Genomic DNA, 13353 nt, shown 5'->3' with positions numbered 1-13353 from the left:
CCCGAGTCTGTATCAGGTGCGCAGGGCCAGCAGGTCTTCCAGGTAATCCGGGCGGGAGACGTGGTAGCCCTGCGCGTACTCGCAGCCCAGCTCCTGCAGGCGCTGGAGCATGCCCGCGTCCTCGACCCCCTCGGCCACCGTGGCGAGGTCCAGATCCCGCGCGAGGCGGATGGTGTTGCGCAGCAGCGCGCCGCGCGCCGTGTCCTGAATGCCTTCGCGCAGGAAGGACCGGTCGAGTTTCACGACGTCCAGCGGCAGCTCGGTCAGCAGCGACAGGCTGGAGTGGCCGCTGCCGAAATCATCCAGCGCGATCCGCACGCCCGCGCTGCGCAGGCGCGCCAGGTGCCGGCAGGCGAGGTCCACGTTCTGCATGACGGTACTTTCCGTCACCTCGAAGGTCAGCAGGGTGGGGGAGACGCCGAGATCCGACAGGATCTTCAGGGCGCGCTCTGCAAAATCCGGCATGAGCAGCTGCACGGGGCTGACGTTCACGTTCACGTGCGCCCCGGGCCACAGTGCGCGCGCCTCCTGAATGTCACGCGCGGCCGTCTGCAGCGCCCAGTCGCCCAGCTGGTAGATCTGCCCGCTGCGTTCCGCCACCGGAATGAACGTGCTGGGCGGCACGGTGCCCAGCTGCGGGTGCTGCCAGCGCATCAGCGCTTCCAGTGACACCCACTGCCCGGTCAGCACGTCACTGATCGGCTGGTACATCAGCGACAGCTCGTTTCGCGTGACGGCCCCCTGCAACTGCGTTTCCAGCGTGTGCCCGTACTGGCTGCGGCGCAGCATCTCCTCGTTGAAGATCCCCAGGTGCTCCTTGCGGTCCATGGCGTGCTGCAGGGCCAGGAACGCCTGCCGCTGCAACGCGGAGAACGGTACGGGGTACGCGGACTGCGAGAACCCCGCCACCAATTTCAGCGTGACCTCCCCCTCCCGCAGGGCGAACGGGCGTTCCAGACCTTCCAGGACGGCCAGCGGGTCGGTCGTGGCGGGCAGCCGCGTGATCAGCGCCAAGCCGTTCGAACTGAGCCGCCCCACCACGTGATCCGGCCCGAGCTCCTGCAATCGGCCCGCCAGTTCACTGATCAGGCGGTCCACGAACGGGCTGCCGTACAGGCCGCTGAGTTCCTGCAGACGCGGCACCTCGACCAGCAGCGCGCTGCGGATGGTGGGGTCCTCGCGCAGCAGTTCGGTCAGGCCCGCGCGGGAGTACGTGCCCGTCAGCTCGTCGCGGCGTCCCTGCTCGCGCAGCTGCGCCTCGCGGCCCTGCAGGTGATCAAGCAGGTCGTTGATGGTGAGCGCCAGCACGCCCAGCTCCGTGCGGTTCTGGCCGTCCAGCCGGTGCCCCGGGTCCCGCGCGATGCGCTGGGTGTCCTGCACGTAGTTGCCCAGCACCCGCAGCACCCGGCGGTTCAGGAAGAGCAGGAACGCCATCGCCGTAAGAAGCGTAAACAGCCCCGCCGCGACCTTCAACTGGAAGACCGTCGCCTGAGCGGCGCGGTACATGTCCCGCGGAATGCTGAGGTGCAGCGCCAGTTGTGGCGGGCCGTTCGGGGCGAGCAGAGGCGTCGTCGCGTGCACGGTCGACGGTGTAAACTTCGGAGCTTCAGCTCCACCAGCAGGCACCGTGGTAATGCGCGCCGTGAAGGTTTTTTCCCGGTGCATCAACTGATCAAGCGCCTGCGGATTCAGAGCGCGGGCGAACATCAGCACGCCCCCGTCACCGCTGCCATCGTCGCGCGTGATGGTCCGTCCGGCCAGCAGGTACGGCTTTCCACGCACCTGCACCACACCAGACGCCCCGCCCGGCGGCAGGGTGCGCGGCAGGCTGGCCAGCAGGGTCCTGACCAGATCCGTGGCGGCCACGACCGTGTCTCCCTTCAGTGTCAGGCCCGTGATCAACTGCCGGCCCGGTGACGTGATGCCCACGTAATCGATCCGGCCGCCCGTGAAGGTACTTGCTCCCAGGGCACTCTGCGGAAAGATCATGTTCCGGCCGGCCGCGAACTCGTACGTTTCGCTCCACTGAGTGAAGTTCAGTACGAACAGAGAGATCCGGCGCTCCTCGGTCAGCAGGTCCTCCTGCGCAATCTGCGTGAACTGCGTCACCTGATCCCGCTCGATCTGCGCGAATCGCCGCTCGAGGATGCCCGGAATGACCACCAGCGCCAGCGCCAGCGCCGGGAGGATCAGGATAGTCAGCAGCAGCAGCACCTGCGTCCGCAGGGACTGACGGGCGCCCTCGGGGCCGGACCACCACTGGCGGATGGGCGGACCGTTCAGGCGAAACATAGACCGCCGACCTGCGGCGCACGCGGGGGCGTGACCGGACGGAACAGCAGGGAAGGGAAGCTCATCAGCGTACGGCGTTGTCCTTGTCGGCAGGGGGAAGGTGGGGGGAGAGTGCAGAACACCCGGAGTCAGACCCTGCACCCTGCGGGTGAACCGGGCGAAGCGAGAAGAATAGAGTCTGCCGCAGGGGAGAGCCGCGGTGCGCCTGACTGGCCAGCGCCTGCTGAGCGGATGAGTCGCAGGAGGCCTGCCGCTCACATGATCCCCCTCAGGAGAGCGTGTCGTGAGCGGATGGGCCATGAGCGAAAGGTCAGTGCCCCGTTGAGACGGATCTCACTGAAAGCCCCCGGGTCATCAGCCGGTTCTCATTTTTACGCAGCCGCCCCCCTGAAAGGTGAGTGAGGTTCACACCATTTTTAGGTTCGGGGGGGCGGGTGGGGTACCCCCATCACCGCCTGCCCCTTACTCGCTGCCCTGTGCGCTCAGCTGCGCTTGAGCTGCTCGAGCTGACGGCCGCCGCCCGAACTTTTCGGGTCCCGCGCGCTGTCCGGATGGAAGTGCTGAACGCGCACGCTGTTCCGACCGCCCTGCTTGACGCGGTACAGCGCCTCGTCGGCGTCCCACAGGGTCCGCGTTCGGGACCACAGGCCGAATGACGCCCCGCCCACCGAGACCGTCACGCGTTCCAGGGGTTCCGGGAAGGTGATCCCGGCAATCAGTTCCCGCAGGCGGTGCGCGACCTCCTCGATGCGGGCGTCCGGCACGCGCCGCAGGATCACCGCGAACTCCTCGCCGCCGTACCGGTAGGCGCGGTCCCGGCCGCGCAGCGTTTCCGACAGGACCTTGCCGATGGCGCGCAGCACCTCATCCCCGACCGGATGCCCGAAGCGGTCGTTCACCTGCTTGAAGTGATCCACGTCGATCAGCAGCAGCGCGTCGCCCGGCGCGGTGAACGGCAGGTCCAGCTCGAACTGACGCCGGTTCGGTAACCCCGACAGGGCGTCCTGATGCGCCTGCTCCCGGAACGCATCGGTACTCTGCAGCAGGGAAACCCGGCCCGTGATCATGCTGGCCGCCGCCCAGAACCCCAGCACGTGGAAGGCCAGGGTCAGCAGGTACGTGGACTGCAGCAGGTCCGCGCCGCCCGGCAGGAGTGCGAGCCCCAGGTTGTACGGCACGAACATCAGGACCGCCACCCACGCGTGCCGGTGCAGGGACCCGTGCGGATCGTTGATGTTCAGCGTCCAGCGGAACAGGTGCGTGATACCGCTGACCAGCAGCAGGTTGATCAGCCCCAGGGCCACGCCCAGCGTCACCGGATCGTCCGGTGTCCTGGCGGCGCACAGCAGGGGCAGCAGCGCCGCCGGCAGGCCGATCAGGGCGCCGCTGCCGACGCCGTAGCGCAGCACCATCAGTGCCACCGGCACCAGCGACAGGTCCAGGTGAACCCCGTGCGGTAAGGACGGCGAGAGCAGGTGCAGCGCCACCGTGGACACCAGCGTCAGCCCCAGCCGCACGCTTTTCAGCTGCCAGCCCGGCGGCGGCGGCCACGCGCGGTAGGTCAGGCTCAACACGAACGTCAACGTGACCAGCACGCTGAAATTCATGAAGAGTTGGTACAGCAGCGACAGTTCCACGGCAGGCAGGACTCCGGGCGAAACAGTTCAGGCGGGCGCGAGGTGACCACGCGCGTGAAAAGGGGTCAACACCACTACTGTTTCACACCCCGCCGCGCGCGTCTGCCGGAGTTGCCTTTCCCCCGGATGGGGGCGCACCGCGCCTTCCTCTGTGGACAGGCCCTCCCTGCACAGCCCCGCCCGGCAGCGCGCCGGGGCGTCCGGGCTTCAGGCGTGCGCGCGCGCGAACGCGGCGGCCACCTCAGCGTCGGCCGGACGCGCGAACAGGAAGCCCTGCGCGAACCGGCAGCCCAGGTCCTGCACGGCCCGCGCCTGCTCCGGCGTCTCGATCCCCTCGGCCACCACGCGCATGCTCATGTGCCGCGCCAGCGTGACCACGCTCGCCACGATCGCTGAGTGCCGGTCGTCTCCGTCACCGGGCAGCGGCGCCACGAAACTCCGGTCGATCTTCAGGGTGTCGACCGGGAACCGCTGCGCGGCGGCCAGCGACGCGAAGCCCGTGCCGAAATCGTCCAGCATCAGCGGCACGCCCCGGCGGTGCAGGGCCCGCATGGTCCGCATCGCCTCGGGCGTATCGACCAGACTGGTCTCGGTGATTTCCAGGTGCAGACCCTCCGGGAAGGTCATGGCCAGCAGGTCGTGCTCGCCGCCGGCCTCCACCTGAAGCTGCTGACCACTGAGATTCACGGACACCAGCAGGTGCGCCAGCTGCGGATCGGTCTGCCACTCCAGGAGTTGCCGGGACGCCTCGCGCAGCACCCACGCGCCCAGCGGCACGATCAGCCCGGTGCGCTCCGCGACTTCCAGGAATGCGCCGGGACCCAGCAGGCCGCGCGCCGGATGCTGCCAGCGCACCAGCGCCTCGAAGCCCACGCAGCGACCCGGGGCGAGTTCCATGATCGGCTGGTAGTGCAGCCGGAACTGCCCGTCCCGGAGCGCGTCACGCAGTTGCCGTTCGGTATCCACGCGTTCCTGCGCCTGATCATGCATGGACTGCTCGAACAGCACCGTGCGGTTCTTGCCGCGCCGCTTGGCGACGTACATGGCGGTGTCCGCGTCCCGCAGCGGCTCCTCGGTGCGGGTGTAGGCGCGCCGGGCGTTCGCCAGCCCGATGGACGTGGACACCCGCACCTCGTCACGCTGCAGGCGGAACGGGCGGGCCATGGCCCGCTGAAGCCGCTCGGCGACACGCAGGGCGTTCACCTCGTCGCAGGGGGCGTCGAGCAGCACCGCGAACTCGTCGCCGCCCAGACGGGCGACCGTGTCGGTCTTGCGCACGGCGTCCTTGAGGCGCGCCGCCGTTTCCAGCAGCAGGCGGTCGCCGGTCAGGTGCCCGTACAAGTCGTTCACGTTCTTGAAGTCGTCCAGGTCCAGGAACATCACCGCGTACGGGTTGTTCGGCTCGCGCTCGAAGCGCTGCATGGTCTTTTCCAGCAGGCTGTGCAGCAGCGACCGGTTCGGCAGCCCGGTCAGGCGGTCGTGCAGCGCCTCGTGCCGCAGCCGCGACTCGGCGTGCTTGCGGTCCGTGATGTCATGCATGGCCACCACCGCGCCGAGCGCCTGCCCGCCCGGCCCGGTCAGCGGCCCGCCGGACGCCACGACCGTGCGGCGCGCCAGTCCGCGCGGCGCGATGACCATCTCGGTGCCCTGCACCAGTTCGCCGCGCAGCGCCCGGTACAGCGGCACGCGCTCCTGCGTCAGCGGGGTCACGCCGTCCACCTCGAACAGGTCGTAATGCCGGCTCCACTGCGACGGGTCGATCTCGGCGCGGTCCAGGCCGTGCATCTCGCGGCTCATGCGGTTGAAGACCGTCAGTTTCCCCTCGGCGTCGCAGGCGACAATGCCGTCCTGCACGTTCTCCAGCAGCGCTTCCAGCGCCGCGCGGGCCAGGTGCGCTTCCCGGACCGCCTCGACCTGACCGGTGATCTCGCGGCCCTCCACGATCACCCGCACGACCTGACCGGCGCGCTGCACCGGCGTGAACTGCAGGGCCAGCACCACCGGCCGGCCCTCACGCCCGCGCGCCGGCAGTTTCAGCGACGCCCCCTCACCGCGCCCGGCCTGCGCCACGGCCGACCGCAGCGCCGCCCGGCTGTCCGGGTCGCGTGGCCACCACGGCGCGTCCCACAGCGGCCGGTCCAGCAGGTCCGCGCGGGTCGTCCGCGTCGCCTGCACGGTAGTGTCGTTCAGGTCCAGCAGACGCCCGTGCGGCGTGAGGACCACCTGAAACTGCGAGGCCAGATCGAACGACTCGCGCAGTTCGTCCCGCTCTGTCTTCAGGGATTCCAGGTGGCGGTGCAGTTCGCTCAGGGCGCCCAGCGTTTCCCGCAGGGTCTCCTCGGCGGTCGGGGCGTCCGGCGCGGCTGACTGGGCCGTGGTCAGTACCTGCCGCAGGAGCCCTTCGGGAATCCCGGCGGCGCTGAGCAGGGGGCGCAGGACGTCCAGCAGGTCTGGCGCGTCGCCTGGACTTGAGGTCATGCCGCCGAGTATAGCTTTTATGAAGGAAATCTTCAGGTCAATGCCCGGTTGGTCCGCCCCCCCCACCGCGCGCCCCGGGGGGCGTTCCCGCGCCGCCGCAGCGGTATGCTGAAGAGGACCGCCTCTCACCACCGCTCAGCATCACCGTTCAGGCTTCCGTGTTGCCTCCTTCCGTGTCGCCTCCGTCAGCCCCGTGTCGCCACGCCGCCCGGGTCCCACCTGCGTCCCCGTACCCGCCTGCTGAACCCTGAACCGCTGCCTCCTGAACCGCCTCACCCTGAACGGCCGGACCCCGACTGGATACCGCGTCATGCTGATCACACTGCTGAGCAACCTGGGACTCGTGGCGCTGTTCTCCTACGCGCTGGGCCTCACGTATCGGAGCTGGCCGCCCAGTCACGCACCGGCGGACGTCGCCCGGCGCGTCCTGCTGGCCGCGCTCTCGGCCGTGGTCCTGGGCGTGCATGGCGGGCCGGAAGGTCACCTGTACCTGATTCCACTGGCACTGGCCGCCTTGCGGTACGGGCCGCTGTCAGGAGTGGCCGTGGCGGCTCCCGCAGTGCTGACGTCCCTGCTGATTCCAGGTGCCGTGCTGCCCGCCGCCGTCCACATGCTGATCGCCGCCGCCACACTGACCCTGCTGGCCACGCTCCTGGCCCCCCGCCTGCGCATGGACCTGCCCCCCGACCACCATCACCGGCTGTGGTGGGGGACGCCCCTGCTGTTCGGTCCTGTCCTGCTGATCAGTCACCTGAGCAGCCAGTGGTTCCCGGCGGCCCCACTGCCGGGCGCCGGCTGGGCGAACCTGCTGCCGGAACTGCTGATCAGCTGCCTGTCGGTGGTGCTGCTGCACAGCGCCCTGCACAGCCGCCTGCACCTGCTGCGCGTCTCGGATACCTTCCGGGCCGAGGCGCACACCGACGTGCTGACCGGCCTGAGTAACCGCCGGCAGTTCGATCAGGACCTGCCCTTCCTGCAGCCCGGCGATCACCTGCTGGTCATGGACCTCGACCACTTCAAGCGCGTGAATGACGAGTACGGCCACACCGAAGGCGACGCCGTGCTGCGCCGCGTGGCCCTGCTGCTGCGCGGCACGCTACGTCCCAGCGACCCCGCGTACCGCATCGGTGGCGAGGAATTCGCGGTGATCCTGCGCGGCACCCCCACCCCCCAGGCCGAAGCGGTTGCGCAGCGTTGCCTGAGCGCCGCCCGCCAGTGGACCGGCAGCGGACCCACCGTCACCCTCTCGGCCGGACTGGCCTGCCACGGCCCGAACGACGCGCCCCTGCGCACGCACCAGCGGGCCGACGAGGCCCTGTACGCCGCCAAAAGCAGCGGGACTGCCTGCGCGCCGCGCCGCACAGGGCGGGCCAGCCGACCGCACTACAGCAGCCGCTGCGGGCCGCCCTGCCCCAGTTCCACGGTGACCAGCCGCCCACTCCGTCTGGCTGGCACGCCCTGCTGCAGGCCGCGTGCGAGAGCGTGCCCGGCACCGAAGCCGGCAGTCTGTACGTGGTCGAACACGGCGACTTCGTCCTGCTCGCCCAGTGCGGCTTCGACGACCGCCTGCTGGGCGAGCGCAGCCCCCCTTCCGGACAGCGGGCGTGGTACAGCGGCCCGGACGACCAGTGGACGGCCGGCACTCCCCGCGTCCTGCGGGGCTACGCCGTCACGGCCGCCGCGAACGCCGCGCTACGCGCGACCTTCCAGGTGGGCGGCGAGCAACCGCACGTGCAGTGGCGGCTGGGCGACATCACCGAAACCCTGGGCGTGCCCATCACCGCCGACGGCCACGTGATCGCGTTCCTGAACCTCGACCGCTTCGGGCCGGGCGTGGTCTTCGACGCCTCTGCCCAGGAGACCGGCATGAACTTCGCCGTGCAGGCCGCGCTGCTGCTGGCCTCCCGCGCCCGCCGGGAGCGCGAGGCCCAGCGTACCCGTGAACTCGAAGCGCTGGTGCAGATCACCGCCTCCCTCCGGGATGCCCGCAGCGCCGACGACGTCATCCACGCCATCAGTTCCATGTCGCATGTGGTCCTGAACGCCCGGCAGGCCATCTACCTCAGTTACGACCCGGCCAGCGACACCCTGAACAGCACCACCACGCACGGGCTTCCCAGCCAGACGCCGGTGCACTCGCAGCGCCGGGGCCAGGGACTCTCCTGGGCCGCTATCGCCGCGCGTGACGTGATCCGCGTGAACAACATGGACGCCGACCAGCGCATCCTGCGTGTGGACGGCGTGGGCGGCGGCGCGTGCCTGATCGCTCCCCTTCAGACGCCCGACCGGCTGCTGGGCGTGCTGGTCGTGATCCGCAGCCACCCCTTCGGGGAGAACGACGCGCAACTCGCCCGCACCCTCGCCGCGCAGGGCGTGACCGCCCTGGAACGCGCCGAACGCATCCGCGCCATGGAAGAGGGCCGCGAAGGCATCCTCGCGGCGCTGGGCCGCGCGCTCGAAGCCCGTGACTTCGAAACGCAGGGCCACACCACCCGCGTTCTGGACCTGGCCCTGCAGGTCGGCCGGCGGATGGACCTGGCCCCTGAAGAACTCCGCGAGCTGCGGGACGGCGCGTACCTGCATGACCTGGGAAAGGTGCAGATTCCGGACGCCGTGCTGCTCAAACCCGGTCCCCTCACCGCCGACGAATGGGTGATCATGCGCCAGCACTCACCCGCCGGTGAGGAACTCGCGCGGCATATTCCGGGCCTGAGCCTCCACGCCCTGCAGGTCATCCGGCATCACCACGAACGCTGGGACGGCACCGGCTACCCCGACGGCCTGAGCGGCCCGGCCATTCCGCTGCTGGCCCGCATCTTCAGCGTGTGCGACGTGTTCGACGCCCTGACCAGCACCCGCCCGTACAAGTGCCCCTGGACGGTCCAGGACGCGCTCGACGAGATCCGACGCCAGAGCGGCGTGAACTTCGACCCGCAGGTCGTCCAGGCCTTCCTGACCGTCATGGCCGAGCCGCGGGCCCAGCCCAGCCGGGGTGGCCCCGCCAGCCTGCACCCACGCCTCCCGCCCCGGCAGCCGGGCGAGTAGGGCGGCCGCGTTCTCCGTTCCTTCCCGCCGCGCCGCGCTCCTGCCGGTTCTCGCTCTGCCCGGGTTGTGCGGCAGAGGTACGCAGGTCGCTCAGGTGTACTTCAGGGCTTCCATCAATTCCTCGACGATCTCCACGCTGTCGCCGCGTGTGCTGGCCGTCGCGACATGCGCCTCGAGGTGCCCGCGCAGGACAACCTCGCCCGCGCCGGACAGCGCACCCTGTACCGCCTTGATCTGCCGCAGCACGTCCACGCAGTAGGCGTCCGGGTTGTCCAGCATGCGCACGATGGCGTCGAGGTGCCCGCGCGCGATGTTCAGGCGGCGGGCGGCGCGTTTGCGGGCGTCTTCAGGCATGCACAGGTGGTCTGGACCGGTGTGGCAGGCGGTCGGGGCGGATTTACCGGTCATGTCAGGCGAGGGTGGAGGCGGGAGCGGCGATCTGCGCCTCGTACCCTTCCTCGACCACGGCGGCAATCAGCGCCTGCACGTCGGCGGGACCGGTGACGCTGGCGCGCCCGGCCGCGAGGTCCACGCTGGCACTCTGCACGCCGGCAACCTGCTGCAGCGCTTCCTGAACGGCTTTCTGGCAGTGCCCGCAGGTCATTCCGGTGATGGTCAGTTCAGTACTCATGGCGCGATGGTACCCCCCCCCTGGGGGCCTGTCAATCAGGTTTGCGGACATGGCCCCCGCACGGGCCTGATCCGGTCCCGTGGCCGGCGTTGTGATGAGGGGAAGAGGCGTGGGCAAGACGTCGTGAACGCGCTGTCCGTGCCCGGCCAACGCGCCCGCCCAGCACGGTGGGTGCCGGTGCCTGCCCGTCTCAGTGCGTGACAGCCTCAGTGATCGGCAGGCGTGAGCTGGGAACAGCGCCCGCCGGACTCATACGAACTGCGGTTGAATGGGTTGCCCAAACCAGTTCAACACGAGTGGACTCGGCCAGCCGCGCAGCAGGGCGAAGAGGAGCAGAGCGGGTTCCGGTCGTGGAATTGACGGACTGTTGCCATTCCAAAGCCGTCAATGAAACAGACGGAACCCGTATCACGCGTGCGCGCGGCCAGCCTGGCACCCGTCGAAGATTGGCGGGGCAGGCCGTGAAGGGAGCGCCCTGAAGTGCAGGCAGTGTGCGCCAGGGCCTTGAAAGGGGGGCCGGCAGGGGACTATCTTCGTGGCATACCCCCCGGGGGGGGATTGGGAGAGGGACAGTGCCGATCCCCGATGCCCGGCCGCACTGAACCCCGCCCGTCAATCACTGGAGCCCTGATGAGTCAGCCTGTCAATTCGAACCTGCCGAACCTGCCCATTCCGATCCTGCCGACCGGCGCCCACACGTCGGTCACGGCTGAATTCACCGTGCAGGGCATGACCTGCGCCAGCTGCTCGGCCCGGGTGGAACGCGGCCTGACGAAGGTCAGTGGTGTGCAGCAGGCCAGCGTGAACCTCGCGACCGAACGGGCCAGCGTGACCTTCGACCCGTCGCAGACCAGCCTGACGGACCTCACTGCCCGCGTCCGCGAGATCGGGTACGAACCCCTGACCGCCACCGCCGACCTGAGCGTGCAGGGCATGACCTGCGCCGCCTGCGTGGGCCGCGTGGAACGCGCGCTGAAGAAAGTGGACGGTGTGCTGGACGCGCAGGTGAACCTCGCCACCGAACGCGCCCACGTCACGTACCTGCCTGGCCGCGTGACCGGCAGCGACCTGAACGCCGCCGTCACGCGGGCCGGGTACTCGGTCCTGACCGGCGCGGACAGCGGCGCGCCGTCCGCGCCGGACCGCGCCGCACTGGAACAGGCCGCCCGCGACGACCACGAACGTAGCCTGGAACGCGACCTGCGCGTCAGCGCCGCCTTCGCCGTTCCGCTGCTGCTGCTGGCCATGCTGCCCATGATGTGGATGCCGCTGCATATGACACTGACCGACCTGCTGGGCGAACGCGGCCTGAACGTGCTGATGCTGCTGCTGGCCACGCCCGTGCAGTTCGGGCCGGGCCGCCGCTTCCTGCGTCTCGGCTGGAACAGCCTGCGCCACCGCAGCCCCGACATGAACGCCCTGGTCATGATCGGCACCGGCGCCGCGTACCTGTACTCGCTGCTGGTCACGCTGGCCCCCGGCGTGTTCCCGGCCGGGACCGCGCACGTGTACTTCGAGGCGAGCGCCGTCGTCATCACCCTGATCCTGCTGGGCAAGGTCCTGGAGGCCCGCGCGAAGGGACGCAGCAGCGCCGCCATGACCGCCCTGCTGCGCCTGCAACCCAGCGTCGCCCGCGTGGTCCGCGCCGGGCAGGAACTCGAGATTCCCACCGCCGACGTGCAGACCGGCGACGTGATCCAGGTCCGCCCAGGCGAGCGTGTCCCGGTGGACGGCGACGTGCAGGCCGGGGACTCCTGGGTGGACGAGAGCATGCTGACCGGCGAGAGCGTCCCCGTGCACAAGGGAGTGGGCGCGGCCGTGACGGGCGGCACTGTGAACGGCACCGGCGCCTTCATGTTCCGCGCCACGCACGTCGGCGCGGACACCGCCCTGGCCCGCATCACCCGGCTGGTCGAGGACGCCCAGGCCAGCCGGCCGCCCATCCAGGGCCTCGCGGACCGCGTGGTCGCTGTATTCGTGCCCGTCGTGCTGGTGATCGCGGCCCTGACCTTCCTGACCTGGCTGCTGCTGGGCGGCCCGCAGGGCCTCAGTCACGCGCTGGTGAACACGGTCGCCGTGCTGATCATCGCCTGCCCCTGCGCCATGGGCCTCGCCACGCCCACCAGCGTGATGGTCGGCACGGGCCGCGCCGCCAGCCTGGGCGTGCTGTTCAAGAGCGGCGCGGCCCTGGAAGCCCTGCAACGCGCGGACGTGATCGCCCTCGACAAGACCGGCACCCTGACCCTGGGCCGTCCGGAACTCACCGACCTGATCCTGACCGGCCAGTACGACGCCGCCGCGCTGACCCTGATCGCCGCGGCCGAACGCGGCAGCGAGCACCCGGTCGCGCAGGCCATCCTGACGGCCGCCCGCGCCGAGGGCCTGACCCTGCCGGGCGCCACGGCGTTCCAGGCCCTGCCCGGCGAGGGCATCGAGGCGACCGTGAACGGGCAGCGCGTGTGGGTCGGCAGTGACCGCCTGATGACCCGCCTGGGCCTGAACGTCGCCCCCCTGACCGCCCAGACCGACGCGCTGGCCGACCTGGGCCGCACGCCCCTGTACGCCGCCGTGGACGGCCACATCATCGCCGCGCTGGCCGTGGCGGACCCCATCAAGCCCGGCAGCCTGGAAGCCGTGCAGGCCATCCAGTCCAGTGGCCGCCGGGTCGTCATGATCACCGGCGATCACGCCCGCACCGCGCAGGCCGTCGCCCGGCAACTCGGCATCACGGACGTCCGCGCCGAGGTGCACCCCGCGCAGAAGAGCGCCGCCGTGAAAGAACTCCAGGCAGCCGGACAGCACGTCGCGTTCGTCGGGGACGGCATCAACGACGCGCCCGCCCTGGCGCAGGCGGACGTGGGCGTCGCCATCGGTACCGGCACCGACGTGGCCGCCGAGACGGCCGGCGTGATCCTGATGTCCGGCGACCTGCGCGGCGTCCCGAACGCCGTCGCCCTGAGCCGCGCCACCCTCACCAACATTCGCGGCAACCTGTTCTGGGCCTTCGCGTACAACGCCCTGCTGATCCCGGTCGCGGCTGGAGCGCTGGAGCCCCTGCTGGGCCTGCGCCTGAATCCGGTGCTGGCCGCCGCTGCCATGGGCCTGTCCAGCGTGTTCGTCCTGAGCAACGCCCTGCGCCTGCGCGGCTTCCGGCCCCCGCTGACCGCCCCGGCCACCGCCTGAGGGTGCTGCCGCCCGCACGCTGATCTCCCGCAGGAACGAACCTTTCCGTTCGCGCTGTGGCGTCCTGTCCCTGCTGCTCACCCTGTG

Annotated in this window: 8 protein-coding genes; 3 read left to right on the top strand and 5 right to left on the bottom strand. The window is 70.3% G+C overall.

Features of this window, described 5'->3' with window-relative positions:
* Positions 1–12: 12 nt before the first annotated feature.
* From M8445_RS16475 to M8445_RS16465, 3 genes are all read right to left on the bottom strand, one after another.
* Positions 13–2292, bottom strand: a complete 2280-nt coding sequence (locus tag M8445_RS16475) for a putative bifunctional diguanylate cyclase/phosphodiesterase (RefSeq protein ID WP_273991068.1) — start codon at positions 2290–2292, stop codon at positions 13–15.
* Positions 2293–2774: 482 nt separating this feature from the next.
* Complete coding sequence (locus M8445_RS16470) at positions 2775–3899, bottom strand: GGDEF domain-containing protein (RefSeq protein ID WP_273991067.1); 1125 nt, start codon at positions 3897–3899, stop codon at positions 2775–2777.
* Positions 3900–4136: 237 nt separating this feature from the next.
* Positions 4137–6407 carry a putative bifunctional diguanylate cyclase/phosphodiesterase gene (locus tag M8445_RS16465; RefSeq protein WP_273991066.1) on the bottom strand — a complete coding sequence of 757 codons (2271 nt, stop codon included), beginning with the start codon at positions 6405–6407 and terminating at the stop codon, positions 4137–4139.
* Between the two features lie 310 nt (positions 6408–6717).
* Between M8445_RS16465 and M8445_RS16460 the strand changes: the two genes are divergently transcribed.
* Both M8445_RS16460 and M8445_RS16455 read left to right on the top strand, forming a co-directional pair.
* On the top strand, positions 6718–8205 hold the full coding sequence (locus tag M8445_RS16460; protein WP_273991065.1) for a diguanylate cyclase domain-containing protein: 1488 nt from the start codon (positions 6718–6720) through the stop codon (positions 8203–8205).
* 68 nt (positions 8206–8273) lie between these two features.
* Complete coding sequence (locus M8445_RS16455; RefSeq protein ID WP_337961627.1) at positions 8274–9452, top strand: HD domain-containing phosphohydrolase; 1179 nt, start codon at positions 8274–8276, stop codon at positions 9450–9452.
* A 90-nt stretch (positions 9453–9542) separates the two neighbouring features.
* On the opposite strand, the gene M8445_RS16450 is transcribed toward M8445_RS16455, so the two are convergent.
* Both M8445_RS16450 and M8445_RS16445 read right to left on the bottom strand, forming a co-directional pair.
* Positions 9543–9860 carry a metal-sensitive transcriptional regulator gene (locus M8445_RS16450; RefSeq protein ID WP_273991064.1) on the bottom strand — a complete coding sequence of 106 codons (318 nt, stop codon included), beginning with the start codon at positions 9858–9860 and terminating at the stop codon, positions 9543–9545.
* A gap of 1 nt (position 9861) precedes the next feature.
* The gene (locus M8445_RS16445) at positions 9862–10083 is read right to left on the bottom strand and encodes a CopZ family metallochaperone (RefSeq protein ID WP_273991063.1); all 222 of its coding nucleotides are present in this window, start codon (positions 10081–10083) and stop codon (positions 9862–9864) included.
* Between the two features lie 729 nt (positions 10084–10812).
* On the opposite strand from M8445_RS16445, the gene M8445_RS16440 reads away from it, so the two are divergent.
* On the top strand, positions 10813–13266 hold the full coding sequence (locus M8445_RS16440) for a heavy metal translocating P-type ATPase (protein WP_273991280.1): 2454 nt from the start codon (positions 10813–10815) through the stop codon (positions 13264–13266).
* Positions 13267–13353: the final 87 nt, after the last annotated feature.

This window comes from Deinococcus aquaticus (assembly GCF_028622095.1).
Lineage (GTDB): Bacteria > Deinococcota > Deinococci > Deinococcales > Deinococcaceae > Deinococcus > Deinococcus aquaticus.
This window is presented reverse-complemented; position numbering and strand designations above follow the sequence as displayed.